The 24,957-nt window shown below is 65.1% G+C and carries 18 protein-coding genes and 3 pseudogenes; 9 read left to right on the top strand and 12 right to left on the bottom strand.

Annotation, left to right across the window (positions count from 1 at the left end):
- Positions 1-64: 64 nt before the first annotated feature.
- The gene (locus CL52_RS02555; RefSeq protein ID WP_043218296.1) at positions 65-2,476 is read left to right on the top strand and encodes a penicillin-binding protein 1A; all 2,412 of its coding nucleotides are present in this window, start codon (positions 65-67) and stop codon (positions 2,474-2,476) included.
- A gap of 141 nt (positions 2,477-2,617) precedes the next feature.
- On the opposite strand, the gene CL52_RS02550 is transcribed toward CL52_RS02555, so the two are convergent.
- Complete coding sequence (locus tag CL52_RS02550; protein ID WP_043218294.1) at positions 2,618-3,883, bottom strand: malic enzyme-like NAD(P)-binding protein; 1,266 nt, start codon at positions 3,881-3,883, stop codon at positions 2,618-2,620.
- 159 nt (positions 3,884-4,042) lie between these two features.
- Positions 4,043-4,465, bottom strand: a complete 423-nt coding sequence (locus tag CL52_RS20990; protein WP_043218292.1) for a hypothetical protein — start codon at positions 4,463-4,465, stop codon at positions 4,043-4,045.
- Between CL52_RS20990 and CL52_RS02540 the strand changes: the two are divergent.
- Positions 4,424-4,801, top strand: a pseudogene (locus tag CL52_RS02540) (transglycosylase domain-containing protein); the annotation flags it as partial. The gene CL52_RS20990 and the pseudogene CL52_RS02540 sit on opposite strands and share 42 nt — an antisense overlap.
- Positions 4,802-4,892: 91 nt before the next feature.
- On the opposite strand, the pseudogene CL52_RS20470 reads toward CL52_RS02540, so the two are convergent.
- From CL52_RS20470 to rpmE, 3 genes and pseudogenes are all read right to left on the bottom strand, one after another.
- Positions 4,893-5,165, bottom strand: a pseudogene (locus CL52_RS20470) (malate dehydrogenase); the annotation flags it as partial.
- A gap of 159 nt (positions 5,166-5,324) precedes the next feature.
- Entirely contained in the window at positions 5,325-6,116 is a 792-nt protein-coding gene (locus CL52_RS02535) for a thermonuclease family protein (protein WP_043218289.1), read from the bottom strand.
- Between the two features lie 17 nt (positions 6,117-6,133).
- Positions 6,134-6,346, bottom strand: coding sequence for a 50S ribosomal protein L31 (gene rpmE / locus CL52_RS02530; protein ID WP_043218287.1), 213 nt, complete (start codon positions 6,344-6,346; stop codon positions 6,134-6,136).
- Between the two features lie 167 nt (positions 6,347-6,513).
- On the opposite strand from rpmE, the gene CL52_RS02525 reads away from it, so the two are divergent.
- The 3 genes from CL52_RS02525 (at position 6,514) to CL52_RS02515 (ending at position 11,234) form a co-directional block, all read left to right on the top strand.
- A complete protein-coding gene (locus CL52_RS02525; protein ID WP_043218286.1) occupies positions 6,514-8,736 on the top strand; it encodes a primosomal protein N' in 2,223 nt (740 codons plus the stop codon).
- A 98-nt stretch (positions 8,737-8,834) separates the two neighbouring features.
- Complete coding sequence (argS, locus tag CL52_RS02520) at positions 8,835-10,574, top strand: arginine--tRNA ligase (protein ID WP_043218285.1); 1,740 nt, start codon at positions 8,835-8,837, stop codon at positions 10,572-10,574.
- A complete protein-coding gene (locus CL52_RS02515; RefSeq protein ID WP_043218284.1) occupies positions 10,575-11,234 on the top strand; it encodes an SPOR domain-containing protein in 660 nt (219 codons plus the stop codon).
- Positions 11,235-11,284: 50 nt separating this feature from the next.
- Here CL52_RS02515 and CL52_RS02510 read toward each other — a convergent pair whose 3' ends face one another.
- From CL52_RS02510 to trxA, 4 genes are all read right to left on the bottom strand, one after another.
- Complete coding sequence (locus tag CL52_RS02510; protein WP_043218281.1) at positions 11,285-12,256, bottom strand: CDP-6-deoxy-delta-3,4-glucoseen reductase; 972 nt, start codon at positions 12,254-12,256, stop codon at positions 11,285-11,287.
- 64 nt (positions 12,257-12,320) lie between these two features.
- Complete coding sequence (gene ubiD, locus CL52_RS02505; RefSeq protein ID WP_043218280.1) at positions 12,321-13,787, bottom strand: 4-hydroxy-3-polyprenylbenzoate decarboxylase; 1,467 nt, start codon at positions 13,785-13,787, stop codon at positions 12,321-12,323.
- 121 nt (positions 13,788-13,908) lie between these two features.
- A complete protein-coding gene (rho, locus tag CL52_RS02500) occupies positions 13,909-15,168 on the bottom strand; it encodes a transcription termination factor Rho (RefSeq protein WP_043218278.1) in 1,260 nt (419 codons plus the stop codon).
- A 229-nt stretch (positions 15,169-15,397) separates the two neighbouring features.
- Complete coding sequence (gene trxA, locus CL52_RS02495) at positions 15,398-15,724, bottom strand: thioredoxin TrxA (protein WP_043218273.1); 327 nt, start codon at positions 15,722-15,724, stop codon at positions 15,398-15,400.
- Positions 15,725-15,912: 188 nt separating this feature from the next.
- On the opposite strand from trxA, the gene ppx reads away from it, so the two are divergent.
- Positions 15,913-17,415, top strand: coding sequence for an exopolyphosphatase (gene ppx, locus CL52_RS02490; RefSeq protein ID WP_043218272.1), 1,503 nt, complete (start codon positions 15,913-15,915; stop codon positions 17,413-17,415).
- A 67-nt stretch (positions 17,416-17,482) separates the two neighbouring features.
- Here the strand turns inward: ppx and ppk1 are convergent, their stop codons facing one another.
- On the bottom strand, positions 17,483-19,690 hold the full coding sequence (gene ppk1 / locus CL52_RS02485; RefSeq protein WP_043218268.1) for a polyphosphate kinase 1: 2,208 nt from the start codon (positions 19,688-19,690) through the stop codon (positions 17,483-17,485).
- 13 nt (positions 19,691-19,703) lie between these two features.
- A complete protein-coding gene (hemB, locus tag CL52_RS02480) occupies positions 19,704-20,717 on the bottom strand; it encodes a porphobilinogen synthase (protein ID WP_043218266.1) in 1,014 nt (337 codons plus the stop codon).
- Positions 20,718-21,010: 293 nt separating this feature from the next.
- Between hemB and elbB the strand changes: the two genes are divergently transcribed.
- From elbB to CL52_RS02465, 3 genes and pseudogenes are all read left to right on the top strand, one after another.
- Positions 21,011-21,676, top strand: a complete 666-nt coding sequence (gene elbB, locus CL52_RS02475) for an isoprenoid biosynthesis glyoxalase ElbB (protein WP_043218265.1) — start codon at positions 21,011-21,013, stop codon at positions 21,674-21,676.
- A 138-nt stretch (positions 21,677-21,814) separates the two neighbouring features.
- Complete coding sequence (locus CL52_RS02470; RefSeq protein WP_043218262.1) at positions 21,815-22,282, top strand: thioesterase family protein; 468 nt, start codon at positions 21,815-21,817, stop codon at positions 22,280-22,282.
- 104 nt (positions 22,283-22,386) lie between these two features.
- Positions 22,387-24,515: pseudogene (locus CL52_RS02465) on the top strand (putative bifunctional diguanylate cyclase/phosphodiesterase).
- Here the strand turns inward: CL52_RS02465 and CL52_RS02460 are convergent.
- Positions 24,490-24,945, bottom strand: coding sequence for a YaiI/YqxD family protein (locus tag CL52_RS02460; RefSeq protein WP_043222886.1), 456 nt, complete (start codon positions 24,943-24,945; stop codon positions 24,490-24,492). The pseudogene CL52_RS02465 and the gene CL52_RS02460 overlap by 26 nt on opposite strands.
- Positions 24,946-24,957 lie beyond the last annotated feature (12 nt).

Here is a 24,957-nt window from a genome sequence, read left to right as displayed (position 1 = left end):
CCGTTTTTCTCTTTCGGCATCGTCTGCTGCCGCACCCACTGCTTTCCGGATTTCTAGAGCCCTGATGCGTCTTCTGAAGTTTCTCTTGTGGTCCAGCCTTGGCTTGCTGTGCGCCGTGCTGCTCAGTATCAGCGGGGCGTTCCTCTACCTGAACCCCAATCTCCCCTCGGTCGAATCGCTGCGCAACGTCCAGCTGCAGATCCCCTTGCGCGTGTTCAGCGCCGACGAAAAGCTCATCGCCGAATTTGGCGAAATGCGCCGCTCGCCAATCCGCTTCGAGGAAATCCCCGACGACTTCATTCACGCGCTGCTGGCCGCCGAAGACGACAATTTCGCTAACCATTATGGCGTCGACGTAACCGGCCTGATGCGCGCTGCCGCGCAATTATTGAAGAGCGGGCACATCCAGACCGGCGGCAGCACCATCACGATGCAGGTGGCCAAGAACTACTTCCTGACCAGCGAACGCAGCTTTTCACGCAAGATCAGCGAGATCCTCCTGGCGCTGCAGATTGAGCGCGAGCTGAGCAAGAACGAAATCCTCGAGCTGTACGTCAACAAGATCTATCTCGGCCACCGCGCGTACGGCATCGAAGCGGCCTCTCAGGTCTATTACGGCCAGTCGATCAAGGACTTGAGCCTGGCGCAGCTGGCGATGATCGCCGGTCTGCCGAAAGCCCCCTCAGCGTTCAATCCTCTGGTCAACCCGACACGCAGCAAAGAGCGACGCGACTGGATCCTCGGCCGAATGCAAAAGCTCGGCTACATCGACCAGCAGCGCTACGAGCAGGCCATTGCCGAGAGCGAGACGGCGCGCTATCACGGCGCCTCGCCCGAACTCGAGGCGCCTTACATCGCCGAGATGGCGCGGGCCGAAATGGTCGGCCGCTATGGCAGCGCCGCCTATACCGACGGCTTTCGGGTCGTCACCAGCGTGCGCAGCGACCGCCAGGAAGCCGCCAACCAGGCCCTGATCGACGGCCTCATCAGCTACGACCAGCGCCATGGCTACCGCGGCGCCGAAGCGCAACTGGGCACAGAGCGCAGCAAATGGCTGGACGAGTTGAGCAGCCGCCGGGCGCTCTCGGGGCTCCAGCCAGCCGTCGTGAGCCAGGTCGGAAACGACGGCATTCAGGTACTGACTCGTGACGGCCAGGAACACGCGGTGAGCTGGGACAGCATGAAATGGGCTCGCCCCCATCTGGCCACCAACAGCCTCGGGCCACGACCGACCAAGCCATCCGACGTCGTCAAACTTGGCGACTTGGTACGCATTCGCTGGACGGACAAGCACGCCCTGTTCAGCCAGATCCCCCAGGCTCAGGCGGCCCTGGTTTCGCTCGACCCGCAGGACGGCTCTATCGAGGCGCTTGCCGGCGGCTTCTCCTTCGGCCAGAGCAAGTACAACCGTGCCATCCAGGCCAAGCGCCAACCCGGGTCCAGCTTCAAGCCGTTCGTCTACAGCGCAGCCCTCGACGCCGGCTACACCGCAGCGACTCTGGTCAACGACTCGCCGATCGTTTTCGTCGAGGAAGGCATGGACCGAGTCTGGCGACCGAAGAACGACAACAATACCTTCCTCGGCCCGATCCGCATGCGCGAGGCGCTATATAAGTCCCGTAACCTCGTATCCATTCGCCTGCTCCAGGCCATTGGCATCGACTACGCCCTTGATTACATCACCCGCTTCGGCTTCAAGCGCGAGGACTTGCCGCGCAACCTCTCCCTGGCACTGGGCACCGCCACGCTGACCCCAATGGAAATCGCCACAGGCTGGACCGTTTTCGCCAATGGTGGCTACCGCATCGAGCCTTATCTGATCGAGCGCATCGAGGACAGGCAGGGCGAGGTACTGTTTACCGCGAACCCGCCGCGCGTCCCGCACGAGCAAATCGCTGCGCAGGAGGACAGCCCGGCAGTCAGCTCCGCCGAAGCTGTCGCAGGGGAAGACGAAAGCGCACCGCAGGTTGCCGAGCGCATCATCGATGAGCGCACCGCCTACATCATGACCAGCATGCTTCAGGATGTGATCAAGCGCGGCACCGGGCGACGCGCACTGGCCCTGGGGCGCAACGACCTGGCCGGCAAGACCGGCACGACCAACGATTCGTTCGACAGCTGGTTCTCCGGCTATAACGCCGATATCGTCACCACCGTCTGGAGCGGCTTCGACCAGCCGCGAAGCCTTGGACGCAACGAGTACGGCGGCACCGTGGCTCTGCCGATCTGGATGAGCTACATGGGGACCGTGCTCAAGGACCAACCCGAGCACCTGCCGCCGGAACCTGAAGGCATCCTTACCCTGCGCGTGGACCCGGTCAGCGGTCGCGCCGCCTCGCCGGGAACGCCGGACGCCTACTTCGAAGTGTTCAAGAGCGAAGACTCACCACCGCCGATGAACGAACTCGCGCCCGACCTGCAGATCCCGGGCAGCCCGTTACCGGCGAACGAAGCCGCGCCGCTCGACCTGTTCTGAGGTCCACAGGTCGCGCGAGCCGACCAGAAGTGCCCGCGCGATCTCATCGGTCACATCGAGCGCTCGCCAGCCGACCGATCTACGACACCAAAGAAAACGCCCTGACTAAGCAGGGCGTTTTTTTAGCGCTCGTATCGATTGTCAGACAAAGACGTCATCCACCGACTTCAGCGGATAGTTGGCCGGATAGGGCAGCGTCGCAACACCACTTTCGATGGCCGCCTTGGCCACCGCATCGGACACCAGGGTGATCAGCCGCGGATCCATCGGCTTGGGAATGATGTATTCGCGGCCGAACTCCAGGCTCTGCCCGCCATAGGCCTCACATACCTCGGCAGGAACCGGCAGCTTGGCCAGATCACGCAGCGCCAGCGCAGCAGCAATCTTCATCTCTTCGTTGATGCGCTTGGCGCGGACATCCAGTGCGCCCCGGAAGATGAACGGGAAGCCGAGTACGTTGTTGACCTGATTCGGATAGTCGGAACGACCGGTCGCCATGATCACGTCGGAACGTGTGGCATGCGCCAGTTCCGGGCTGATTTCGGGATCGGGGTTCGAGCAGGCGAACACGATCGGATTGGCTGCCATGCGCTTGAGACCTTCGGGGCTCAGCAGGTTGGCACCGGAAAGGCCGACGAACACATCAGCGCCGTCCAGCGCGTCGTCGAGGGTTCGCTTGTCGGTTTCGTGAGCGAAAATCGCCTTGTACTGGTTGAGATCGTCGCGCCCGGCATGAATCACACCCTTGCGGTCGATCATGAAGATGTTCTCGATCTTCGCCCCGATGCTCACCAGCAGCTTCATGCAGGAGGTAGCCGCCGCACCAGCACCCAGGCAGACGATCTTCGCGTCTTCGATGCTCTTGCCCGCGATCTCCAACGCATTGAGCATGCCGGCCGCGGTAACGATCGCAGTGCCATGCTGGTCGTCATGGAAGACCGGGATATCGCACTGCTCGATGAGCGCGCGCTCGATTTCGAAGCACTCGGGCGCCTTGATGTCCTCGAGGTTAATGCCGCCGAAGGTAATGGAGATGCGCTTGACGGTATCGATGAAAGCCTGCGGGCTTTCGGCATCGACTTCGATATCGAACACGTCCACGCCAGCGAAGCGCTTGAACAGAACGCCCTTGCCTTCCATTACCGGCTTGGACGCCAGCGGCCCCAGGTTACCCAGCCCCAGAATTGCGGTGCCGTCGGAGATGACCGCCACCAGGTTGCCCTTACCGGTGTAGCGGTAGGCCAGCTCGGCATCACGAGCGATCTCACGAACGGGTGCGGCAACGCCTGGACTGTAGGCCAACGACAGATCACGAGCGGTGGCAGTAGGCTTGGTCAACTCTACGCTCAGCTTTCCCGGACGCGGCTGGGAATGGTAGTCAAGAGCGGCAGTTTTCAGGTCAGTCATTTGGCATTTCCGCTTATTTTATTGGGACAGACAGCCGGCCGAGCATACGCCAAGACCGAGCGGCGCCTCAAGCTAGACCACCCCAGGGCTGTCAAGCCTCGCCCCTTACGACTTTCAGGGCATACTCGCCAAAGCACGCACAGATATGCGACGTCTTCGTCAGCGCACTTCCAGCATCGCTGGATGGGTCAGTCGCAGCAGCCAACGCGCCTGCCGCTTGGCCTTGCGCCCCTGGCGATCGACGACCCAGCCACGTACCTCGACGTCACGCCCCTCCAGCCTCCGCAGCGCCGCGACATCGAACCCAGCCAGCTGCCGCGGCGACACCTGCAGCACCATCGGCCCGTCAAGCTCGAGCCATACACCGCCGCGATTACGCTCGACGCGCATGACCCGGCCGCGAATCAACGCAAACCCACCCTGCCTGATGGCCTCGGGCCGCTGAGCCTTGGCCTGCCGCCAGAGCCCCAGATGCGCCTCGCGAGCCTGGCGTTCGGCGGCCCGATGGCAGGCGACCAGCGCCGCGTTCGGATAAGCCGCCACGAGATGCTGGCCGCCGAAGACGACAATTTCGCTAACCATTATGGCGTCGACGTAACCGGCCTGATGCGCGCTGCCGCGCAATTATTGAAGAGCGGGCACATCCAGACCGGCGGCAGCACCATCACGATGCAGGTGGCCAAGAACTACTTCCTGACCAGCGAACGCAGCTTTTCACGCAAGATCAGCGAGATCCTCCTGGCGCTGCAGATTGAGCGCGAGCTGAGCAAGAACGAAATCCTCGAGCTGTACGTCAACAAGATCTATCTCGGCCACCGCGCGTACGGCATCGAAGCGGCCTCTCAGGTCTATTACGGCCAGTCGATCAAGGACTTGAGCCTGGCGCAGCTGGCGATGATCGCCGGTCTGCCGAAAGCCCGCGGCAGCTGTTCGGCCAGCCAGGCATGCAGGCCGCCGTTCAGATGCGGCAGCTGTTCGGCCAGCCAGGCATGCAGGCCGCCGTTCAGATTTCCATTACCGGCTTGGACGCCAGCGGCCCCAGGTTACCCAGCCCCAGAATTGCGGTGCCGTCGGAGATGACCGCCACCAGGTTGCCCTTACCGGTGTAGCGGTAGGCCAGCTCGGCATCACGAGCGATCTCACGAACGGGTGCGGCAACGCCTGGACTGTAGGCCAACGACAGATCACGAGCGGTGGCAGTAGGCTTGGTCAACTCTACGCTCAGCTTTCCCGGACGCGGCTGGGAATGGTAGTCAAGAGCGGCAGTTTTCAGGTCAGTCATTTGGCATTTCCGCTTATTTTATTGGGACAGACAGCCGGCCGAGCATACGCCAAGACCGAGCGGCGCCTCAAGCTAGACCACCCCAGGGCTGTCAAGCCTCGCCCCTTACGACTTTCAGGGCATACTCGCCAAAGCACGCACAGATATGCGACGTCTTCGTCAGCGCACTTCCAGCATCGCTGGATGGGTCAGTCGCAGCAGCCAACGCGCCTGCCGCTTGGCCTTGCGCCCCTGGCGATCGACGACCCAGCCACGTACCTCGACGTCACGCCCCTCCAGCCTCCGCAGCGCCGCGACATCGAACCCAGCCAGCTGCCGCGGCGACACCTGCAGCACCATCGGCCCGTCAAGCTCGAGCCATACACCGCCGCGATTACGCTCGACGCGCATGACCCGGCCGCGAATCAACGCAAACCCACCCTGCCTGATGGCCTCGGGCCGCTGAGCCTTGGCCTGCCGCCAGAGCCCCAGATGCGCCTCGCGAGCCTGGCGTTCGGCGGCCCGATGGCAGGCGACCAGCGCCGCGTTCGGATAAGCCGCCACGAAATAGCCCAGCCCGGCCAGCAGTTGCTCAGCCTCGAGATTTCCGCCCCGACTGTCATACACGTGCGCGAGCAGGCGCCCATAGCGGTCATGCGACTCGGCCCCAGGCTGCACGAACACCCGACCCTCGCTGGCCTCGACCAGCGCCCGCAGTTTGCGCGTCGCCTGCTCGGCAAACGGCTCGGCCGAGCGCCCCTTGCGGCCCCGCTCCGGCGTGTTGAGGCCGATCATGCGCACACTGCGCCCGTCATCCAGCCGCAGCGTATCCCCGTCGATGACCTGCGCGACCCGCTGGAGCTCCAGCCCCTGCGGCGCCGGGCAGAGGGCGTGCACGGGAAGCGCCAGGGCTGCAGAAACGAAAAAGGCGCCCACCAGGGACGCCTTTCTCAAACGCTCGGAAAACCCCATGGGTTTTTCGGTTCGGCTTACTTGGCGCCGAACACACCGAAGCGCTGCTTGAAGCGGTCGATGCGACCACCGGTATCCAGCACTTTCTGCTTGCCGGTGTAGAACGGGTGGCACTCGGAGCACACGTCGAGGCTGAGGTCCTTGCCCAGAGTCGAACGAGTCTGGATGACGTTGCCACAGCTGCAGGTCGCCTTGACCTCAACGTAGTTCGGATGGATATCGGCTTTCATGATGAATCCTCTTGGATTGCGTGCCGCCACCCGACCCTATGCCGAGCACCGCACGAATTAGGGCGCGAATGATACCAGAGGCTTGCGCTGTTGCAAGCGCAGGACCGCGCCGCTGCTCGGCGGTCAGCGATCGGCTACCATCGCCGTCCACCCCTCAGGAATGCTCCGTGGCCCAGACCATCCTTCGCCTCGCACTACCCTCGCCGTTGCGGCGGTTGTTCGACTATCTGCCGCCCGCCGGCAGCCGCACCGCCCAGCTGCAGCCCGGCGTACGGGTACGCGTGCCTTTCGGCCGGCGCGAGGTGATCGGCGTGCTGGTCGAACTCGCCGACCGAAGCGAGGTTCCCGCGGACAAGCTGCGTCCGGCGCGCGAGATACTGGATGCTACGCCGCCTCTGCCGCCGGCCATGGTTCGCCTGTGTCTTTGGGCTGCCCAGTACTACCAGCACAGCCTGGGCGACACCTTCAGCTGGGCGTTGCCAACCCTGCTGCGCCAGGGTGAGCCTGCCGAAGTTCGCCTGGAGCGTTTCTGGCTGGCGTGCGAGGGCGCCAGCCTCGATGACCCGCGCCTGGGCAGGGCGCCTCGTCAGCGCGAGGCACTCAAGACCATCGCCCAGCACCCGCATGGCGTCGCCCACAGCCTGCTCGGCAAGTTGCAGATCAACCGTGACAGCCTGGAGCTCCTACGCGAGAAAGGCCTGGTACGGCTGGAGGCACGGCGCAGCAGCCCGCCCGCGCCCCACCACGGCAGTTGGCTGCTGCAGCCGGAGCTCCCGCTCAACGCCCAGCAGCGCGCTGCCTTTACCGCCGTGCAGGCAGGCTTTGGTGGCTTCCAGGCCTTTCTCCTCGCGGGCGTGACCGGTAGCGGCAAGACCGAGGTGTACCTGCAACTGATCCACCGCATGCTCGAAGCCGGCCGACAGACCCTGGTACTGATCCCGGAAATCAACCTGGGGCCGCAGACGCTCGCGCGATTCGAGCAGCGCTTCAATGCCCGTATCGCCCTGCTGCATTCCAATGTCAACGATCGGGAGCGGCTGGACGCCTGGCTGGCAGCGCGCGATGGCGAAGCCGACATCATCATCGGCACCCGCTCGGCGCTGTTCACGCCGATGAAGCGGCCGGGGCTGATCATCATCGACGAGGAGCACGACGCCTCCTACAAGCAGCAGGAAGGCCTGCGCTATCACGCACGCGACCTGGCGCTGGTCCGCGCCCGCCAGGAGGACATCCCGATCCTGCTTGGCTCGGCGACACCTTCGCTCGAGAGCCTGCACAACGCGCACAGCGGCCGCTACGCCTTGCTGCGCCTGAGCGAGCGAGCCGGCGGCGCGAAGAGCCCGCGCTTCCTGCGCCTGGATGTAAAGAGTCGACCACTGGAAGCGGGCATTTCGGCACCGCTCGAACAGGCGATCGGCCAGACGCTGAAAGCCGGCCAACAGGTACTGGTCTTCCTCAACCGCCGCGGCTTCGCGCCGGCACTGCTCTGCCACGATTGCGGCTGGATCAGCCAGTGCCCCCGCTGCGACGCCCGCATGACGCTGCACCAGCGCCACCACGAGCTGCGCTGCCATCATTGCGGCCACGTTCAGCGACCGCCAAGCAACTGCCCCAGTTGCGCCCATGTCGACCTGCGCCCGGTCGGCGCCGGCACCGAGCGCGCCGAGGAACGGCTGGCGACGCTGTTCCCGGACGTCCCGGTGCTGCGCATCGACCGCGACAGCACCTCGCGCAAGGGCGCCATGGAGCAGCTCTACACCACTATCAACCGCGGCGCGCCGTGCCTGCTGGTGGGCACGCAGATGCTTGCCAAGGGCCACCATTTCCCGCGCGTGACGCTGGTCGCCATTCTCGATGCCGATGGCGGACTGTTCTCGGCCGACTTTCGTGCCGCCGAGCGCATGGCACAACTGATCGTCCAGGTCGCCGGCCGGGCCGGCAGGGCAGACGAGCCCGGCCGGGTCATCATCCAAACGCACCTGGCCGACCATCCGCTGTTGGTTCAGCTGACCGAGCAGGGCTATTTCGCCTTTGCCGAGCAGGCGCTGAGCGAACGTCGTGCTGCCGGCCTGCCGCCGTTCAGCCATCTCGCCCTGCTGCGCGCCGAAGCCCACAAGCCCCGTCAGGCGGAAGACTTTCTCGACCAGGCCTGCAGCGAGGCCGAACAGTTGCTCGACGAGCTGCAACTGCAGGGCATCGAACTGCTTGGCCCGATCCCGGCGCCCATGGAGCGCCGTGCCGGGCGCTATCGCGCGCAGTTGCTGCTGCAAGGTAGTGCGCGAATCGCGTTGCACCGCCTGATGGGTACGCTGCTTCCGCGGCTGGAGGCACTGCCCAGTGGGCGGGCGGTACGCTGGTCGGTGGACGTCGACCCGATCGATCTGTTCTGAGGCCGCTGCAGCCATGAACGGCCCGCGCCGCTTGAAGCGCCGACTCAAGGCCGTCGATAATGCCAAGTTTTCGCGCACTTCCGCCGACAGAGCCGACCATGAAAGACAGCATTCGCCACCTGATCCAGCAAGCCCTCGCCCGCCTGACCGAAGATGGCGTGCTGCCCGCAGGGCTGGCCCCGGCCATCCAAGTGGAGAACACCCGCGACAAGAGCCATGGCGACTTCGCCAGCAACATCGCGATGATGCTGGCGAAGCCCGCCGGCATGAAGCCGCGCGACCTGGCGCAAAAGCTCATCGAGGCACTGCCGGCCGACGCCGGCATCAGCAAGGTGGAGATCGCCGGGCCGGGCTTTCTCAACTTTTTCCAGAACACCGACGCACTTGCCCAGCGGCTGGATGCGGCACTGCGCGACGAGCATCTCGATGTGCGCAAAGCCGGCCCGGCGCAGCGCGTCGTCATCGACATGTCCTCGCCGAACCTGGCCAAGGAGATGCACGTCGGCCACCTGCGCTCGACGATCATCGGTGACGCCGTCGGTCGCGTGCTGGAGTTTCTCGGCGACGAGGTGATCCGCCAGAACCATGTGGGCGACTGGGGCACCCAGTTCGGCATGCTGCTGGCCTATCTGGAGGAGAAACCTGCCGCGGCGGAAAGCGAGCTGGCCGACCTCGAGCAGTTCTATCGGGCCGCCAAGCAGCGCTTCGACGAAAGCCCCGCCTTTGCCGACCGGGCACGTGAGCTGGTGGTCCGGCTGCAGGCCGGGGATGCCGAGTGCCTGCGCCTGTGGACCCGCTTCAACGAAATCTCCCTGTCGCATTGCCAGAAGATCTACGACCGCCTGAACGTCAAGCTGAGCCCTGCCGACGTCAAAGGCGAGAGTGCATACAACGACGCCCTGCCGGGCATCGTCGAGACGCTGCGCGCCAAGGGCCTGCTCACCGAGGACGAAGGCGCCCAGTGCGTGTTCCTCGAGGAATTCCAGAACGCCGAAGGCAAGCCGCTGCCGGTCATCGTGCAGAAGGCCGGAGGCGGGTACCTCTACGCCACCACCGACCTGGCCTCGCTGAATTACCGCAGCCAGACGCTGAACGCCGATCGCGTGCTGTACTTCGTCGACCAGCGCCAGGCCCTGCACTTCCAGATGGTGTTTGCCGTCGCGCGTCGCGCTGGGCTCGTGCGCGAGCAACTGCAGCTCGAGCACATGGGCTTCGGCACCATGAACGGTGCGGACGGCCGGCCATTCAAGACGCGCGACGGCGGCACGGTTAAGCTGATCGACCTGCTCGACGAAGCCGAGCAGCGCGCCTATGCCCTGGTCAGCGAGAAGAACCCCGACCTCGACGAGGCGGAACTGCGCAACATCGCCCGCGCCGTAGGCGTCGGCGCGGTGAAATACGCAGACCTGTCCAAGCATCGCACCAGCGATTACCGCTTCAACTTCGACCTGATGCTCAGCTTCGAAGGCAATACCGCACCCTACCTGCTTTATGCCTACACCCGCGTGGCCAGCCTGTTCCGCAAGCTGGGCAAGGGCATGCAAGAGGTCGACGGGCACATTCAGCTCGACGCCGAGCAGGAGCAGGCACTGGCCGCGAAACTGGCGCAGTTCGGCGAAACGCTCAACAGCGTTGGCGAGAAAGGTGAGCCCCACCTGCTGTGCAGCTACCTGTACGACCTTGCCGGCCTGTTCTCGAGTTTCTACGAGAACTGCCCGGTCCTGGCCGCCGAGGACGAAGCCGTGCGCACCAGCCGCCTACGCCTGGCCGCACTGACCGGCCGCACGCTGAAACAGGGCCTGGAGCTGCTTGGCCTGGAACCACTGGAGCGGATGTAAGTGGCAGCACGGAAGAAAGCCGCACCCAAACGCGGCGCCAGCCGCTATCAGGCACCGGCGAAAAAGAATGTGCCGGGCTGGGTCTGGCTGGTCTGCGGCCTGGCGATCGGCGGGTTTCTCGTATTCCTCGCCACGCTCGAACCCGGCGGCGACGAGATCAAGCGCACCAAGGAGCCGCCGCAAGCCAAGCAGCAAGCCAAGCCCAAGCCACAGGGCGAGCAGCCGCCGAAGCCGAAGTACGACTTCTACACCCTGCTGCCCGAGTCCGAAGTGATCCTGCCGCCGGAGACGAAGGAGCCGGAGGCGCCAGCCAAAGCGGTGACGCCCGAGCAGGCTGCGAAGCTAGATGAGGAGCGCGCGCTCGCCGCACTCAGCGGGCAGGTGCCGCCGCCTCCGCCCACGGTAGCGAAGGCGCCGGTCACCCAGTTCTTCCTGCAGGCCGGCTCGTTCCGCAAGCAGGTCGAAGCCGACAAGGTGCGCGCACAGATCATCCTGCTTGGCCAGGACGTTCGCGTCGAGCAGGTCACGGTACGCGAAGAGCCCTGGTTCCGCGTGCTGGTCGGCCCCTTCACCACCCGCGAGCAACTCAACCTCGCGCAGAAGACGCTGGCCGGCAGCGGCTACAAGAACCTGCTTCTGCAGCAACGCCAGGTGCGCTGAGAGCAAAATGCAAAACGCCGGGCGGACCCGGCGTTTTGCTTTGGCGGCAATCAGCCCTCACGCGGTGCGTAGGCAAAGACGTCGGCCCGCATCTGATGCGGGTCCATGCCGGCCTCGACCAGTGCATCCAGCGTGCCGTACACCATCGCCGGCGAACCGCTGGCATAGACATGCAGTGACTTGAGGTCGCTGAAGTCCTGGCGAATCGCCTCGTGCAGCAGCCCGCAACGACCGCCCCAATCGCAGACGTCGCTGACCACGCGGTGCAGGTGAAGATTGGGCATGCGCCGCCACTCGTCCCAATGCCGCAGCTGATAGAAATCTTCGGGCCGGCGCACGCCCCAGTACAGATGCACGGGATGGGCGAACCCGGCGGCACGGCAGTATTCGATCAGGCTGTGCATCTGCGCCATGCCGGTTCCGGCCGCCACCAGCACCAGCGGCCCATCCGGCAGCTCAGCCAGATGCGTATCACCGAAGGGCATCTGCACTCGGGCGAACCCCTGACGTCTGATGAAAGCCAGCAGCTCAATGGCTGACGCATCGCGCGCCAGTACGTGCAGCTCCAGTTCGCGACCACTGCCTGGCGCCGACGCCAGCGAGAACGCCGACCATTCGCCGTCCTCGCGCTGCAGCAGCACATATTGGCCGGCGTAATAGCGCGGCTGCCGCCCGGCCGGCAACCGTAGCAACAGACGCACCACGTCTCCGCCGACCGCTTCATACGCGGCCAGCTGGCAGCTCAGCTCGCGCACCGGCAACTCGCCGGGCGCCAGTACGCCATCCCAGTGCAGCACGCAATCTTCCAGCGGCTCGGCCAGGCAGGCGAGCAGTTCGCCGTGGTCGCGCACTTCGCCATCCTGCCGCACGCGCCCTTCGACCAGCAGCGAGGCACAGATATGACAGTTGCCGTTGCGACAGCTCTGCGGGCACTCGAAGCCCTGGCGCCTGGCCGCATCGAGAATACGTTCGCCGGGCTCTACCTCGAGCACGGCACCGGATGGTTGCAAGGTTACTTTCATGTGCACGTCGAATTGTCGAGCGGTGTGTCCGCCAAGGCTGCAGGGCGTCTGCGCGCCCCTGTGTTCAGTCGATGCCCAGCTGGCCCCAGAGTTCATCGACACGGCGCTTGACCGCCTCGTCTTGAACGATGGCCCTGCCCCATTCGCGGCTGGTCTCGCCCGGCCATTTGTGCGTCGCATCCAGGCCCATCTTCGAGCCGAGCCCAGAGACCGGCGAGGCGAAATCCAGGTAGTCGATCGGCGTGTTGTCGATCAGCACCGTATCGCGCTTGGGATCCATGCGTGTGGTGATGGCCCAGATCACGTCGTTCCAGTCACGCGCATTGATGTCGTCGTCGGTGACGATGACGAACTTGGTGTACATGAACTGGCGCAGAAAGGACCAGACGCCGAGCATCACCCGCTTGGCGTGGCCCGGGTACTGCTTCTTCATCGTCACCACCGCCATGCGGTAGGAACAGCCCTCCGGCGGCAGGTAGAAGTCGACGATCTCCGGGAACTGCTTCTGCAGGATCGGTACGAACACCTCGTTCAGCGCCACGCCGAGAATCGCCGGCTCGTCCGGCGGACGCCCGGTATAGGTGCTGTGGTAGATCGGCTGGCGGCGATGGGTGATGCGCTCGACGGTGAACACCGGAAAGGTGTCGACCTCGTTGTAGTAACCGGTGTGGTCGCCGTAGGGGCCTTCCGGTGCGGTCTCGCCCGGGTGGATGTGCCCCTCGAGAACGATCTCGGCATAGGCCGGCACCTGCAGGTCCGAGCCGATCGCCTTGACCAGCTCGGTGCGCGAGCCGCGCAGCAGGCCGGCGAAGGCATACTCGGAAAGGGTGTCGGGCACCGGTGTGACCGCGCCGAGAATGGTCGCCGGATCTGCGCCCAGAGCCACGGCCACGGGATAGGGCCGATCCGGATACTTCTGGCACCACTCGCGGTAGTCCAGCGCGCCGCCGCGGTGGCTGAGCCAGCGCATGATCACCTTGTTGCGGCCGATCACCTGCTGGCGGTAGATGCCGAGGTTCTGCCGCTCCTTGTTCGGCCCGCGGGTGATGGTCAGGCCCCAGGTGATCAGCGGCGCGGCATCCCCCGGCCAGCAGTGCTGCACCGGAATTCGCCCGAGGTCGACGTCATCGCCCTCGAGCACGACCTCCTGACAGGGCGCATCCTTGAGCACCTTGGGCGCCATGCTGATGACCTTCTTGTAGATCGGCAGCTTGCTCCAGGCATCCTTCAGGCCCTTGGGCGGCTCCGGCTCCTTGAGGAAAGCCAGCAGCTTGCCGATCTCGCGCAGCTCGGAGACATCCTCGGCACCCATGCCCAGCGCCACGCGCCCAGGCGTGCCGAACAGGTTACCGAGCACCGGCATGTCGAAGCCGGTCGGCTGCTCGAACAGCAGCGCCGGCCCCTGCTTGCGCAGGGTGCGGTCGCAGATCTCGGTCATCTCCAGCACAGGCGACACGGGCGTGGCGATGCGCTTGAGCTGGCCGCGCTGTTCCAGGCCACTGATGAATTCGCGCAGATCACGGTACTGCATGCATGAGCCTCGCAGGGTCCGGCAGGGTTCGGCCGCAGAGTGTAGCCGCGGGGCGGGCAAATCCAAACCGGCAGACAGACGAAGGCCGGGTTTCCCCGGCCTCGGTGAAACGACCCGACGCTTACTTGCGCTTCATCGACATGAAGAATTCGTCGTTGGTCTTGGTGTCCTTGAGCTTGTCGAGCAGGAACTCGATGGCTGCGATCTCATCCATCGGATGCAGCAGCTTGCGCAGGATCCACATGCGCTGCAGCTCGTCCTCGGCAGTCAGCAACTCCTCGCGGCGGGTGCCGGAGCGGTTGATGTTGATCGCCGGGAACACGCGCTTCTCGGCGATGCGGCGGTCCAGCTGCAGCTCCAGGTTGCCGGTGCCCTTGAATTCCTCGTAGATCACCTCGTCCATCTTCGAGCCGGTTTCCACCAGCGCGGTGGCGAGGATGGTCAGGCTGCCGCCTTCCTCGATGTTGCGCGCCGCGCCAAAGAAGCGCTTGGGCTTTTCCAGCGCATGCGCGTCGACACCACCGGTCAGCACCTTGCCGGAGCTCGGGATCACGGTGTTGTAGGCGCGCGCCAGACGGGTGATGGAGTCGAGCAGAATGACCACGTCCTTCTTGTGCTCGACCAGGCGCTTGGCCTTCTCGATCACCATTTCGGCGACCTGCACGTGGCGGGTCGGCGGCTCGTCGAAGGTGGAGGCGACCACTTCGCCGCGCACGGTGCGCTGCATCTCGGTGACTTCTTCCGGACGCTCGTCGATCAGGAGGACGATCAGGTGGCATTCGGGATTGTTGCGGGTGATGTTGGCCGCGATGTTCTGCAGCATGATCGTCTTGCCCGCTTTCGGCGGGGCGACGATCAGGCCGCGCTGGCCCTTGCCGATCGGCGCGGTCAGGTCGATCACGCGGCCGGTGAGATCCTCGGTGGAGCCGTTGCCGGCCTCCATTTTCAGCCGTTCATTGGGGAACAGCGGAGTAAGGTTCTCGAACAGGATCTTGCTCTTGGCATTCTCGGGACGATCGTAATTGATCGAGTCCACCTTCAGCAGGGCGAAATAGCGTTCGCCTTCCTTCGGCGGGCGAATCTTGCCGACGATGGTGTCACCCGTGCGCAGGTTGAAGCGGCGGATCTGGCTCGGCGAGACGTAGATGTCATCGGGGCCGGCCAGGTAGGAGGAATCCGCGCTGCGCAGGAAGCCGAAACCGTCCTGCAGGATCTCCAGCACACCGTCACCGGAAATCTCTTCGCCGCTCTTCGCATGCTTCTTGAGCAGGGAAAAGATCACGTCCTGCTTGCGCGAACGGGCCATGTTTTCGATGCCCATCTGTTCGGCCATTTCCAGCAGTTCGGTGATGGGCTTTTGCTTGAGTTCGGTCAGATTCATAGAAAGATCAGGAAGGGGTATGGAAGCGTTGGCTTGGGCGGCCGAGCTGCAGGAGACGAACGAGAGTTCGTTATGCTTCAAGAGGCTGAAGTGCGTCGGCGACGACATGCAAGAGGGCGACGGAAGAATGCGTCGCGGGGCCGAATTTATCACCGCATGGAGCAAGCGTCCACCCTGCTTCCATAAAAAAGCCCCCGCGGCGGCGGGGGCTTTGGTCGAACCAGAAGGCTCAGATGTTGCTATCGAGGAACGCCGCCAGCTGCGACTTGGACAGCGCGCCAACCTTGGTCGCCTCGACGTTGCCGTTCTTGAACAGCATCAGCGTCGGGATGCCGCGCACGCCGTACTTGGGCGGGGTTTCCTGATTCTCGTCGATGTTCAGCTTGCACACCTTTAGCTTGCCCTCGTAGTCCTTGGCAATCTCGTCGAGCACCGGAGCGATCATCTTGCAGGGACCGCACCATTCGGCCCAGTAGTCGACCAGCACCGGACCGTCCGCCTGGAGCACGTCCTGCTCGAAGCTGGTGTCGGTAACATTGTGGATGTACTCGCTCATGGATGATCTCCAGGTTCCGAACTGAAAGTGGGCGTCATCATAGCCCCGTTGCCGACGGACCGAAAGCCACAGCCCATCGCCCGGACATTCCACACGAGGTGCCCGCTACAGCGGCACGACGTCGCCCTGCGTTGGCGATGGGCTGTCGATCATGTCACGATGTTGCGGTTCCGCACCGAGATCCATTCATGCGCACGACCTCCTCTGACGCCTTTCCTTTGATCGCCGCCCTCGACCTGGGCTCGAACAGCTTCCACATGGTTCTGGCCCGTACCAGTAACGGAGAACTGCGCATCCTCGAGCGGCTCGGCGAAAAGGTGCAGCTGGCCGCCGGCATCACCGAACAGCGGGTGCTTGATGAGGCCGCCATGCAGCGCGGCCTGGACTGCCTGCGGCGTTTCGCCCAGTTGGTCAACCATCTGCCCGAAGGCGCGGTGCGCGTGGTCGGCACCAACGCCCTGCGCGAGGCGCGCAACCGTGCCGAGTTCATTCGCCGCGCCGAATCGATCATCAACCATCAGGTCGAGGTGATCTCCGGTCGCGAGGAGGCCCGCCTGATCTACCTCGGCGTCGCCCACACCTACCCCGGCGCGCCCGGCAAGCGCCTGGTGGCGGACATCGGCGGCGGCAGCACGGAATTCATCATCGGCGAGCACTTCGATTCACAGCTGCGCGAGAGCCTGCAGATGGGCTGCGTCAGCTACACCCAGCGCTTCTTTCGCGATGGCAAGATCACCCCGGCCCGCTACGCGCAGGCCTACACAGCGGCGCGCCTGGAACTCATGGGCATCGAGCAGGGCCTGCGCCGGCTGGGCTGGGAGCAGAGCATCGGTGCCTCCGGCACGATCCGCGCCGTGGCGCAGGCTATCCAGGCCGGCGGCCAGGGCAACGGCGAGGTCAACCCGGGCGGGATCGCCTGGCTCAAGGGTCGCCTGTTCAAGCTCGGCGATGTCGAGCGCATCGAACTGGACGGCATCAAGCCGGACCGCCGCGGCGTGTTCCCGGCCGGCCTGGCCATCCTCGAGGCCATTTTCGACGCGCTCGAGCTGCAGAGCATGAGTCATTCCGAAGGCGCGCTGCGCGAGGGTGTGCTCTACGACCTGCTCGGCCGACATCACCGCGAGGATGTGCGCGATCGCACGCTGAGCTTTCTCATGGAGCGCTATCACGTCGACACCGAACAGGCCGCGCGCGTCGAAGCCAAGGCACTGGAAGCCTTCGACCAGGTGGCGGCCGACTGGGGCCTGGACGACGAGCGCCTGCGTGAACTGCTCGGCTGGGCGGCCCGCATCCACGAGGTGGGCCTCGACATTGCCCACTACCACTACCACAAGCACGGCGCCTACCTGATCGAGCATTCCGACCTGCCCGGCTTCTCGCGCCAGGACCAGCAGATGCTGGCACTGCTGGTCCGCGGCCACCGCCGCAACATTCCCAAGGCCAAGTTCGAAGAGCTCAGCGAGGACGGCGTCAAGCTGACCCGCCTCTGCGTACTGCTGCGCTTCGCCATCCTCTTCCATCACATCCGCGGCCCGCAGCAGGCGCCGGCCTACCAGCTCAGGGCCGACGGCGACTGCCTGCACGTGCTGTTTCCCGAGGGCTGGCTGGGTAGCAACCCGCTGACCGCCGCCGATTTCGCCCAGGAAGCCGAGTGGCTCAAGCGCATCGATTTCACGCTGGATGTGCGCTGATCGAGACCTGCGCTAACGAGAACGCCCGGCCGAAGCCGGGCGTTTCGTTTGCGCGCAGCCGTCGCCGTTAACGCCCCGTGGTGTTGCTGAGCCGCTCGAGCAGCGTGTTCTGGGCGTTGCGCGCGAGCTGATTGCCGCTCGGGCTGTTGCGCACGTAGCTGCCGTCGGGCTGCAGGATCCAGCTCTGCGTGTTGTCGGTCAGCAAGGCCTCGAGTTCCTTCTTCACCCGCGTCACCAGCTTCTTGCCTTCGACCGGGAAGCAGGTTTCCACCCGTCGGTCGAGGTTGCGCTCCATCCAGTCGGCACTCGACAGGTAGAGCTTTTCGTCGCCGTCGTTGTGGAAATAGAACACCCGGCTGTGCTCGAGGAAGCGTCCGATGATCGAGCGCACCTGGATGTTGTGCGATACCCCGGCGATGCCCGGGCGCAGGCAGCACATGCCACGCACGATGAGGTCGATACGCACGCCTGTCTGGCTGGCCTTGTACAGCGCCTTGATCATCTTCGCGTCGGTCAGCGCGTTGACCTTGAGGATGATGTGCGCCGGCTTGCCCTCGGCGGCATGCTGCGTCTCCAGCGCGATGAGGTCGAGCAGCGTCTTCTTCAGGGTGAACGGCGAATGCAGCAGCTTCTTCATGCGCATCACCTTGCCCATGCCGATCAGCTGGCTGAACAGCTTGGAGACGTCCTCGCACAGCGCGTCATCGGAGGTCAGCAGGCTGTAGTCGGTGTACAGGCGCGCGTTGCCGGCGTGGTAGTTGCCGGTACCCAGGTGCGCGTAGCGGCAGAGTTCGCCGTTTTCGCGACGCAGGATCAGCATCATCTTGGCGTGGGTCTTGTAGCCGACCACACCGTAGATCACCACGGCGCCGGCCTGCTGCAGCCGACTGGCCAGTTGCAGGTTCGACTCCTCATCGAAACGCGCGCGCAGCTCGATCACCGCGGTGACCTCCTTGCCGTTGCGCGCCGCCTCGACGAGGGCGTCGACGATCTCCGAGTTGGCGCCCGAGCGGTACAGGGTCTGCTTGACGGCCAGCACGTGCGGGTCCTTGGCCGCTTCACGCAGCAGGTCGACCACCGGCGTGAAGGATTCGAACGGGTGCATCAGCAGGATGTCCTGCTTGCTGATGACGTTGAAGATGTTCTCGCTGTTCTGCAGCAGCTTGGGGATCGCTGGGGTGAACGGCGCGTATTGCAGCTCCGGATGGCTGTCCAGGCCGGTGACGCTGAACAGCCGGGTCAGGTTGACCGGGCCATTGACCCGATACATCTCGCTTTCGGCCAGGCCGAACTGCTTGAGCAGGAAGTCCGCCAGGTGTTTCGGGCAGGTATCGACTACCTCCAGGCGCACCGCATCGCCGTAGCGCCGCGAGATCAGCTCGCCGCGCAGCGCACGTGCGAGGTCCTCGACGTCCTCGGTATCGACCGAGAGGTCGGCATTACGCGTCAGGCGGAACTGGTAGCAGCCCTTGACCCGCATGCCGTGGAACAGGTCGTCGGCGTGTGCATGGATCATCGACGACAGAAACACGAAGTGATCGCCCGCTCCGCTGACCTCCTCCGGCACGCGAATGACCCGCGGCAGCGAGCGCGGCGCCGGAATGATCGCCAGCCCGGAGTCACGACCGAACGCATCGATGCCTTCCAGCTCGACGATGAAGTTCAGGCTCTTGTTCACCAGCAGCGGAAAGGGGTGCGTCGGATCGAGCCCGATGGGCGTGATGATCGGCGCGATCTCGTCGCGGAAATAGCGCCGCACCCAGGCCTTGAGCTTGGCCGTCCAGTGGCGTCGACGAATGAAGCGGATCTGATGCTTGGCCAGCTCCGGCAGCAGTACCTCGTTGAGAATCGCGTACTGCCGGTCGACCTGCTCATGCACCAGCTCGCAGATTCGCGCCAACGCCTGATGGGGCTGCAAGCCGTCGGCGCCGGCCTGCTCGCGGGCAAAGGTGACGCGTTTTTTCAGGCCGGCAACGCGGATCTCGAAGAACTCGTCGAGGTTGCTGGAAAAGATCAGCAGGAACTTCAGCCGCTCGAGCAGCGGGTAGGACTCGTCCAGCGCCTGCTCCAGCACGCGGATATTGAATTGCAGCTGCGACAGCTCGCGATGGATGTACAGGCTGGTGTCGTCCAGGCTCGGAACCGGCGCGACCGGAGCCGCTTCCGGCTCGACTGCCGGCGTCTCGGGCACGGGCACCTCGACGCCGGCCTGGGCCGGCAGCGCCTCCTGCGTTTCATCGATCTGCAACTGCGTTTCGCTGAGTCCCTGATTCATGAGTGCCTCGGGCTCACTGGCCCCGTTTCAATTGTTGTGCGGCGTGCTTGGCGAAGTAGGTGAGGATGCCATCGGCTCCGGCGCGCTTGAAGCCGACCAAAGACTCGAGGATGACCGCCTCCGAAAGCCAGCCGTTCTGAATGGCCGCCATGTGCATGGCGTACTCGCCGCTCACCTGATAGACAAAGGTCGGCGCCTTGAACGCCTCTTTCACGCGCCAGACGATGTCCAGGTACGGCTGCCCCGGCTTGACCATGACCATGTCGGCGCCTTCGGCCAGGTCCGCGGCGACTTCGTGCAGCGCCTCGTCGCCGTTGGCCGGATCCATCTGGTAGGTATTCTTGTTGCTCTTGCCGAGGTTGCCGGCCGAACCGACGGCATCGCGGAACGGGCCGTAGTAGGCGCTGGCGTACTTGGCCGAGTAGGCCATGATGCGCACGTTGTGATGGCCGGCCACCTCCAGCGCTTCGCGGATGGCCTGGATGCGCCCATCCATCATGTCCGAAGGCGCGACCACCTGGGCGCCGGCCTCGGCATGCGACAGCGCCTGGCGCACCAACGCATCGACGGTGATGTCGTTCTGCACGTAGCCGTGCTCATCGAGGATGCCGTCCTGCCCGTGAGTGGTGAAGGGGTCGAGCGCCACATCGGTGATGATGCCGAGCTCCGGAAAGCGTTCACGCAGGGCACGCGTGGCACGCTGGGCGATGCCCTCCGGGTTCCAGGCCTCGGCGGCGTCCAGCGACTTCTTCTCCAGCGGCGTGACCGGGAACAGCGCCAGCGCCGGAATACCCAGCGCGACCAGTTCCTCGGCCTCCTCGAGCAGCAGATCGATCGACAGCCGCTCGACGCCCGGCATCGACGGCACGCTCTCACGGCGGTTCTCGCCGTCGAGCACGAACACCGGCAGGATCAGATCGTCGACGGTCAGCGCGTTCTCGCGCACCAGGCGACGCGAGAAATCGTCGCGACGATTGCGACGCAGGCGAGTGGCAGGAAAAAGTCGATCGGCAGGAACGAAGCTCACAACGGACTCCTGGCCCGCAGAGCGGGCGCGAATGTGACATATATAGGCCGGCGGCATGACAGAACTGTTACAACAGGCGACGCCACCGAGAATCCGACATTGTGGCCAGCCCGTGGCGCCTGTGCCAGTGCTTTGTCCGCGCACCTCGGCGAACGCCGCGCACTCGAAGGAACGGCCGTGCCCGCCTGCCATCCAACGCCTAGGCAGGGCTTACCTCCATGCTCTGCAGGCTTTAGCATCGCCTTTACGCCAGCCCCGGCCCCGGGGCGTCGAACCACTCCAGGAGTATCGCCATGAACAAGAAAGTCGCCGTGATCCTGTCCGGCTGCGGTGTCTACGACGGCTCGGAAATCTACGAAAGCGTCGCTACCCTGCTGCGCCTGGACCAGCGTGGCGCCGCCGTGCAGTGTTTCGCACCCGACATAGCGCAGGCGCATGTGGTCAATCACATGACCGGCGAGGAGATGAACGAGAGCCGTAACGTGCTGGTCGAGTCCGCACGCCTGGCACGCGGCAATATCAAGGACCTGCGCGAGGCGCGCGCCGAGGACTTCGACGCGCTGATCCTGCCGGGTGGCTTCGGTGCGGCGAAGAATCTTTCCGATTTCGCCAGCGCCGGGGCGAACTGCACGGTGCTTCCGGAGGTGCTGCGCGTGGCCCAGGCATTCGCCCAGGCCGGCAAGCCGATCGGCATGATGTGCATCGCGCCGACGATGGCGGCGCAGATCTTCGGCCAGGGCGTGGTCTGCACGCTCGGCAGCGACGAGGCAGATGCAGCCAAGGCAGCCGTGCAGATGGGCGTCGAGCATCAGGCCTGCGAAGTCAGCGACATCGTCGAGGACACCAAGCACAAGCTGGTCACCACGCCTGCCTACATGCTCGCCGAATCGATCAGCGAGGCCGCCGGCGGCATCTACAAGCTGGTCGACCGCGTACTCGAGCTGACCCACGAAGCCTGACGCCGACCGGGCGGGCCGCGCCAGCGGGCCGCCCGAGCAAGGGTGATCCGGCCAATCGCCCCGCCGCAGCTGCCCCGCCTCTGGCGCCGAACGCCTACTCTGATGCAGCGTGACGTTTCCTTTTTGTGGAGCGCGGCCATGAGCGAGCACAGTGAACTGAGCCTGTCCGAACACGAAGCCGTACGCCAGCTGTTCGAGCGCATTCCGTTCAACCGGGAGCTGGGCATCGAGCTCGACGAAGTCTCCGCCGAGCGCGTGGTGATGCATCTGCCGATGCAGCCGCAACTGGTCGGCAACTTCGTCCACGGCATCCTGCATGGCGGCGTGATCGCCTCGCTGCTCGACGTGGTCGGCGGGGCCATGGCAATGGTCGGCGCGTTCGATCGTCACCGCCATCTGGACGAATCCGAACGCGCCATCCGGCTCGCGCGGCTGGGCACCATCGACCTGCGCATCGACTACCTGCGCCCCGGGCGAGGCCAGCGCTTCAGCGCCACGGCCACCCTGCTGCGCTCGGGCAACAAGGTCGCCGTGGTGCGCTCGGAACTGCACAACGAAGCGGGCGTGTTGATCGCCGTCGGCACCGGCACTTATCTCTGCGGCTGAGCGGCCGATACAGGCGAAGCGGCGGCCCTTTCCACTTGCCGCGCAAAGCAATAGCCTATTGCCACTATTCGTGAGGCAGGACGCCCAGACCTTGAGTGCTGCCCATGAGCCGACTGCTGCTGTCCTCCCTGCCGCCAGACCAGATCGCCCTGCCCGGCGCCTCGCACGATCCCGGCCTGGTGCTGTTGTCGTACCTGGTCGCCAGCGCCGCGGCCTACACCGCGCTGGCTCTGGCGCATCGCGTCAGCCAGAGCGTTGAGGCGCGCTATCGCGAATATTGGCGCTGGGTCGGCGCCCTAGCCCTGGGCGGCGGCATCTGGTCGATGCACTTCATCGCGATGCTGGCGTTTCAGGCGCCACTGGATATTGCCTACGATCACCGGGTTACCCTGCTCTCGCTGGTGATCGCCGTGGCCACCTCCTACCTGGTCATGCGCCTGCTCGGCCGCGAGCGCCTGCGCAGCTGGCAGTACGGCCTGGCGGCTACCGCTGCCGGCACCAGCATTGCCGCGATGCACTACACCGGGATGGCGGCCATTCGCTCGGCGGCCACGCTGCACTACGAGCCCTGGGCCTTCGGCCTGTCGATCCTGATTGCCATCGCCGCCGTGCTGGTGGCGCTGGTCCTGGGCTTCCACTTCCGCGACCACCATGGCCGCAGCCACCACTGGCAACGGGCGCCTGTGGTCTGGTCATGGGCCTGGCCATCGTGTCCATGCATTACACCGGCATGCACGCACTGGTGCTGGCGGTGCCGCGCAGCCTGCTGCTGCAGATCGCCACGCACGCCGGCAGCGGACACCAGCAAGCCCTGGCGCTGGCCATCGGCGTGGTGGCACTGCTGGTGATCGTCGCCGGCATCGCCGCAAGCTGGGCCGAGCAACGCTTCAGCGAACAGCGCGAGGCGCTGCACCGGGCCGAGCACCAGCTCAACGCGATGACCCACTACGATCCGCTGACCAACCTGCTCAACGGCCGGGCGTTCACCGAAATGGTCAGCCAGCTGCTAGTCGCACGGGAGCAGGCCGAGGCCCTGGCCGTACTGGTGGTGGACCTGGACAACTTCAAGCGCATCAACGACAGCCTCGGTCATCGCAGCGGTGACCTGGCGCTGCAACTGGTCGCCCAGCGCATCCGCGCGGTGCTCGGCACGCATGACCGCCTGGCGCGCTTTTCCGGCGACGAATTTTGCGTGCTCACCCTTGGCGACCTGCAGGCCGCCCAGGTACTGGCAGGGCGCATCCTCGAACAGTTGCGGCCACCGCTGCCGATCGAGGATGTCCAGCTGTGCCTGACCGCGAGCATCGGCATCAGCCAGTATCCGGAGGACGGCGGCAGCTTCGACACGCTGTTTCGTCACGCGGGGCTCGCGGTCGGCCAGTGCAAAGCCAGCGGGCGCAACCGCGCGCTGCGCTTCGACCCCGCTCTCGAGCAACAGGCGCGTGAAAATCTCGCCCTCGAACAGGACCTGCGCCAGGCGATCCGCGGCAACCAGCTGGCGGTGCATTACCAGCCGATCGTCGATTGCCGTAGCGGCCAGCCGATCGGCCTCGAGGCGCTGGTGCGCTGGCAGCACCCGCAGCTGGGCTTCATCAGCCCGGAGCGCTTCGTCGGCCTGGCCGAGCGCAACGGTTTCGTCGGCGAGCTGGACAGCTGGGTTGCCCGGCGCGCCTGCCAGGATCTCGTCGAGCTGCTCGCCGCCGGGCACGACCTGCGCGTGGCGATCAACTGCTCGGCCCTGAACCTGGGCAGTCCCTTCCTGCCGAAGGTGGTCGCGCGGATCCTGGCCGATACCGGGCTGGCGCCGAGCCGGGTTTCACTCGAAGTCACCGAAAACGCCCTGATGAACGACTTTGTCGCCGCGGTGCGCAACCTCGAGCAGGTGCGCCAGCTGGGCCTGAAGATATCCATCGACGATTTCGGCAGCGGCTACTCATCACTGGCCTATCTCAGCAAGCTGCCACTGGATACGCTGAAGATCGACCGCGCCTTCGTTCGGGAGATCGCCGAACAAGCCAACGACCGCGCCATCACCGCTGCGATCGTGGCGATGGCGCACAAGCTGCAGCTCAAGGTAGTGGCCGAAGGGGTGGAAGACCGGACGCAGCTGGCCCATCTGCAGGACAATCGCTGCGACTACATCCAGGGCTATCTGTTCAGCCGCCCGCTGCCCCTGCCGGCGTTGCGCGACTGGCTGACGGCGCGCCTCAGCGTGACCGCGACAAGCGCGTAAGCAGGCGGTCCAGCGCATTGGCAAAGGCCTGGCGGTCGCGCTCGCCGTAGCTGGCCTGCCCACCGCCCATCTGGCCCTGATCGCGCAAGTCGCTGAACAGGTTGCGCACCGCCAGGCGCTCGCCCATGTTGCGCTCGTCGAATTCGCGCCCGCGCGGGTCGAGCGCGGCGACGCCCTTCTTCACCAGCCGATCGGCCAGCGGCACGTCGCTGCAGATCACCAGCTCGCCCGGCATGGCGTGCTCGACCAGGTAATCGTCTGCCGCATCCGGGCCGCTGGGAACCACGATCAACCGGACACAGGCGAATGGCGGCTTGACCTGACTCTGCCCGGCGACCAGCAGCACCTCGAAACCGCGCTTGAGTGCGAACTTGACCACCTGATCCTTCGCTGCCCGCGGGCAGGCGTCGGCGTCGATCCAGATCCGCAGCGGTGCCGGCAG

The sequence above is a fragment of the Stutzerimonas balearica DSM 6083 genome (assembly GCF_000818015.1).
Lineage (GTDB): Bacteria > Pseudomonadota > Gammaproteobacteria > Pseudomonadales > Pseudomonadaceae > Stutzerimonas > Stutzerimonas balearica.
The sequence above is the reverse complement of the archived record's forward strand: the minus strand, read 5'-3'. Positions and strand labels throughout refer to the sequence as shown.

Excerpts from the sequence above, each read along its gene's own strand:
- CL52_RS02555 (WP_043218296.1), top strand. The coding sequence starts at position 65 with ATGCGTCTTCTGAAGTTTCTCTTGTGGTCCAGCCTTGGCTTGCTGTGC.
- CL52_RS02550 (WP_043218294.1), bottom strand. The coding sequence starts at position 3,883 with ATGACTGACCTGAAAACTGCCGCTCTTGACTACCATTCCCAGCCGCGT.
- CL52_RS20990 (WP_043218292.1), bottom strand. The coding sequence starts at position 4,465 with ATGGTTAGCGAAATTGTCGTCTTCGGCGGCCAGCATCTCGTGGCGGCT.
- CL52_RS02535 (WP_043218289.1), bottom strand. The coding sequence starts at position 6,116 with ATGGGGTTTTCCGAGCGTTTGAGAAAGGCGTCCCTGGTGGGCGCCTTT.
- rpmE (WP_043218287.1), bottom strand. The coding sequence starts at position 6,346 with ATGAAAGCCGATATCCATCCGAACTACGTTGAGGTCAAGGCGACCTGC.
- argS (WP_043218285.1), top strand. The coding sequence starts at position 8,835 with ATGAAAGACAGCATTCGCCACCTGATCCAGCAAGCCCTCGCCCGCCTG.
- CL52_RS02510 (WP_043218281.1), bottom strand. The coding sequence starts at position 12,256 with ATGAAAGTAACCTTGCAACCATCCGGTGCCGTGCTCGAGGTAGAGCCC.
- ubiD (WP_043218280.1), bottom strand. The coding sequence starts at position 13,787 with ATGCAGTACCGTGATCTGCGCGAATTCATCAGTGGCCTGGAACAGCGC.
- rho (WP_043218278.1), bottom strand. The coding sequence starts at position 15,168 with ATGAATCTGACCGAACTCAAGCAAAAGCCCATCACCGAACTGCTGGAA.
- trxA (WP_043218273.1), bottom strand. The coding sequence starts at position 15,724 with ATGAGCGAGTACATCCACAATGTTACCGACACCAGCTTCGAGCAGGAC.
- ppx (WP_043218272.1), top strand. The coding sequence starts at position 15,913 with ATGCGCACGACCTCCTCTGACGCCTTTCCTTTGATCGCCGCCCTCGAC.
- ppk1 (WP_043218268.1), bottom strand. The coding sequence starts at position 19,690 with ATGAATCAGGGACTCAGCGAAACGCAGTTGCAGATCGATGAAACGCAG.
- elbB (WP_043218265.1), top strand. The coding sequence starts at position 21,011 with ATGAACAAGAAAGTCGCCGTGATCCTGTCCGGCTGCGGTGTCTACGAC.
- CL52_RS02470 (WP_043218262.1), top strand. The coding sequence starts at position 21,815 with ATGAGCGAGCACAGTGAACTGAGCCTGTCCGAACACGAAGCCGTACGC.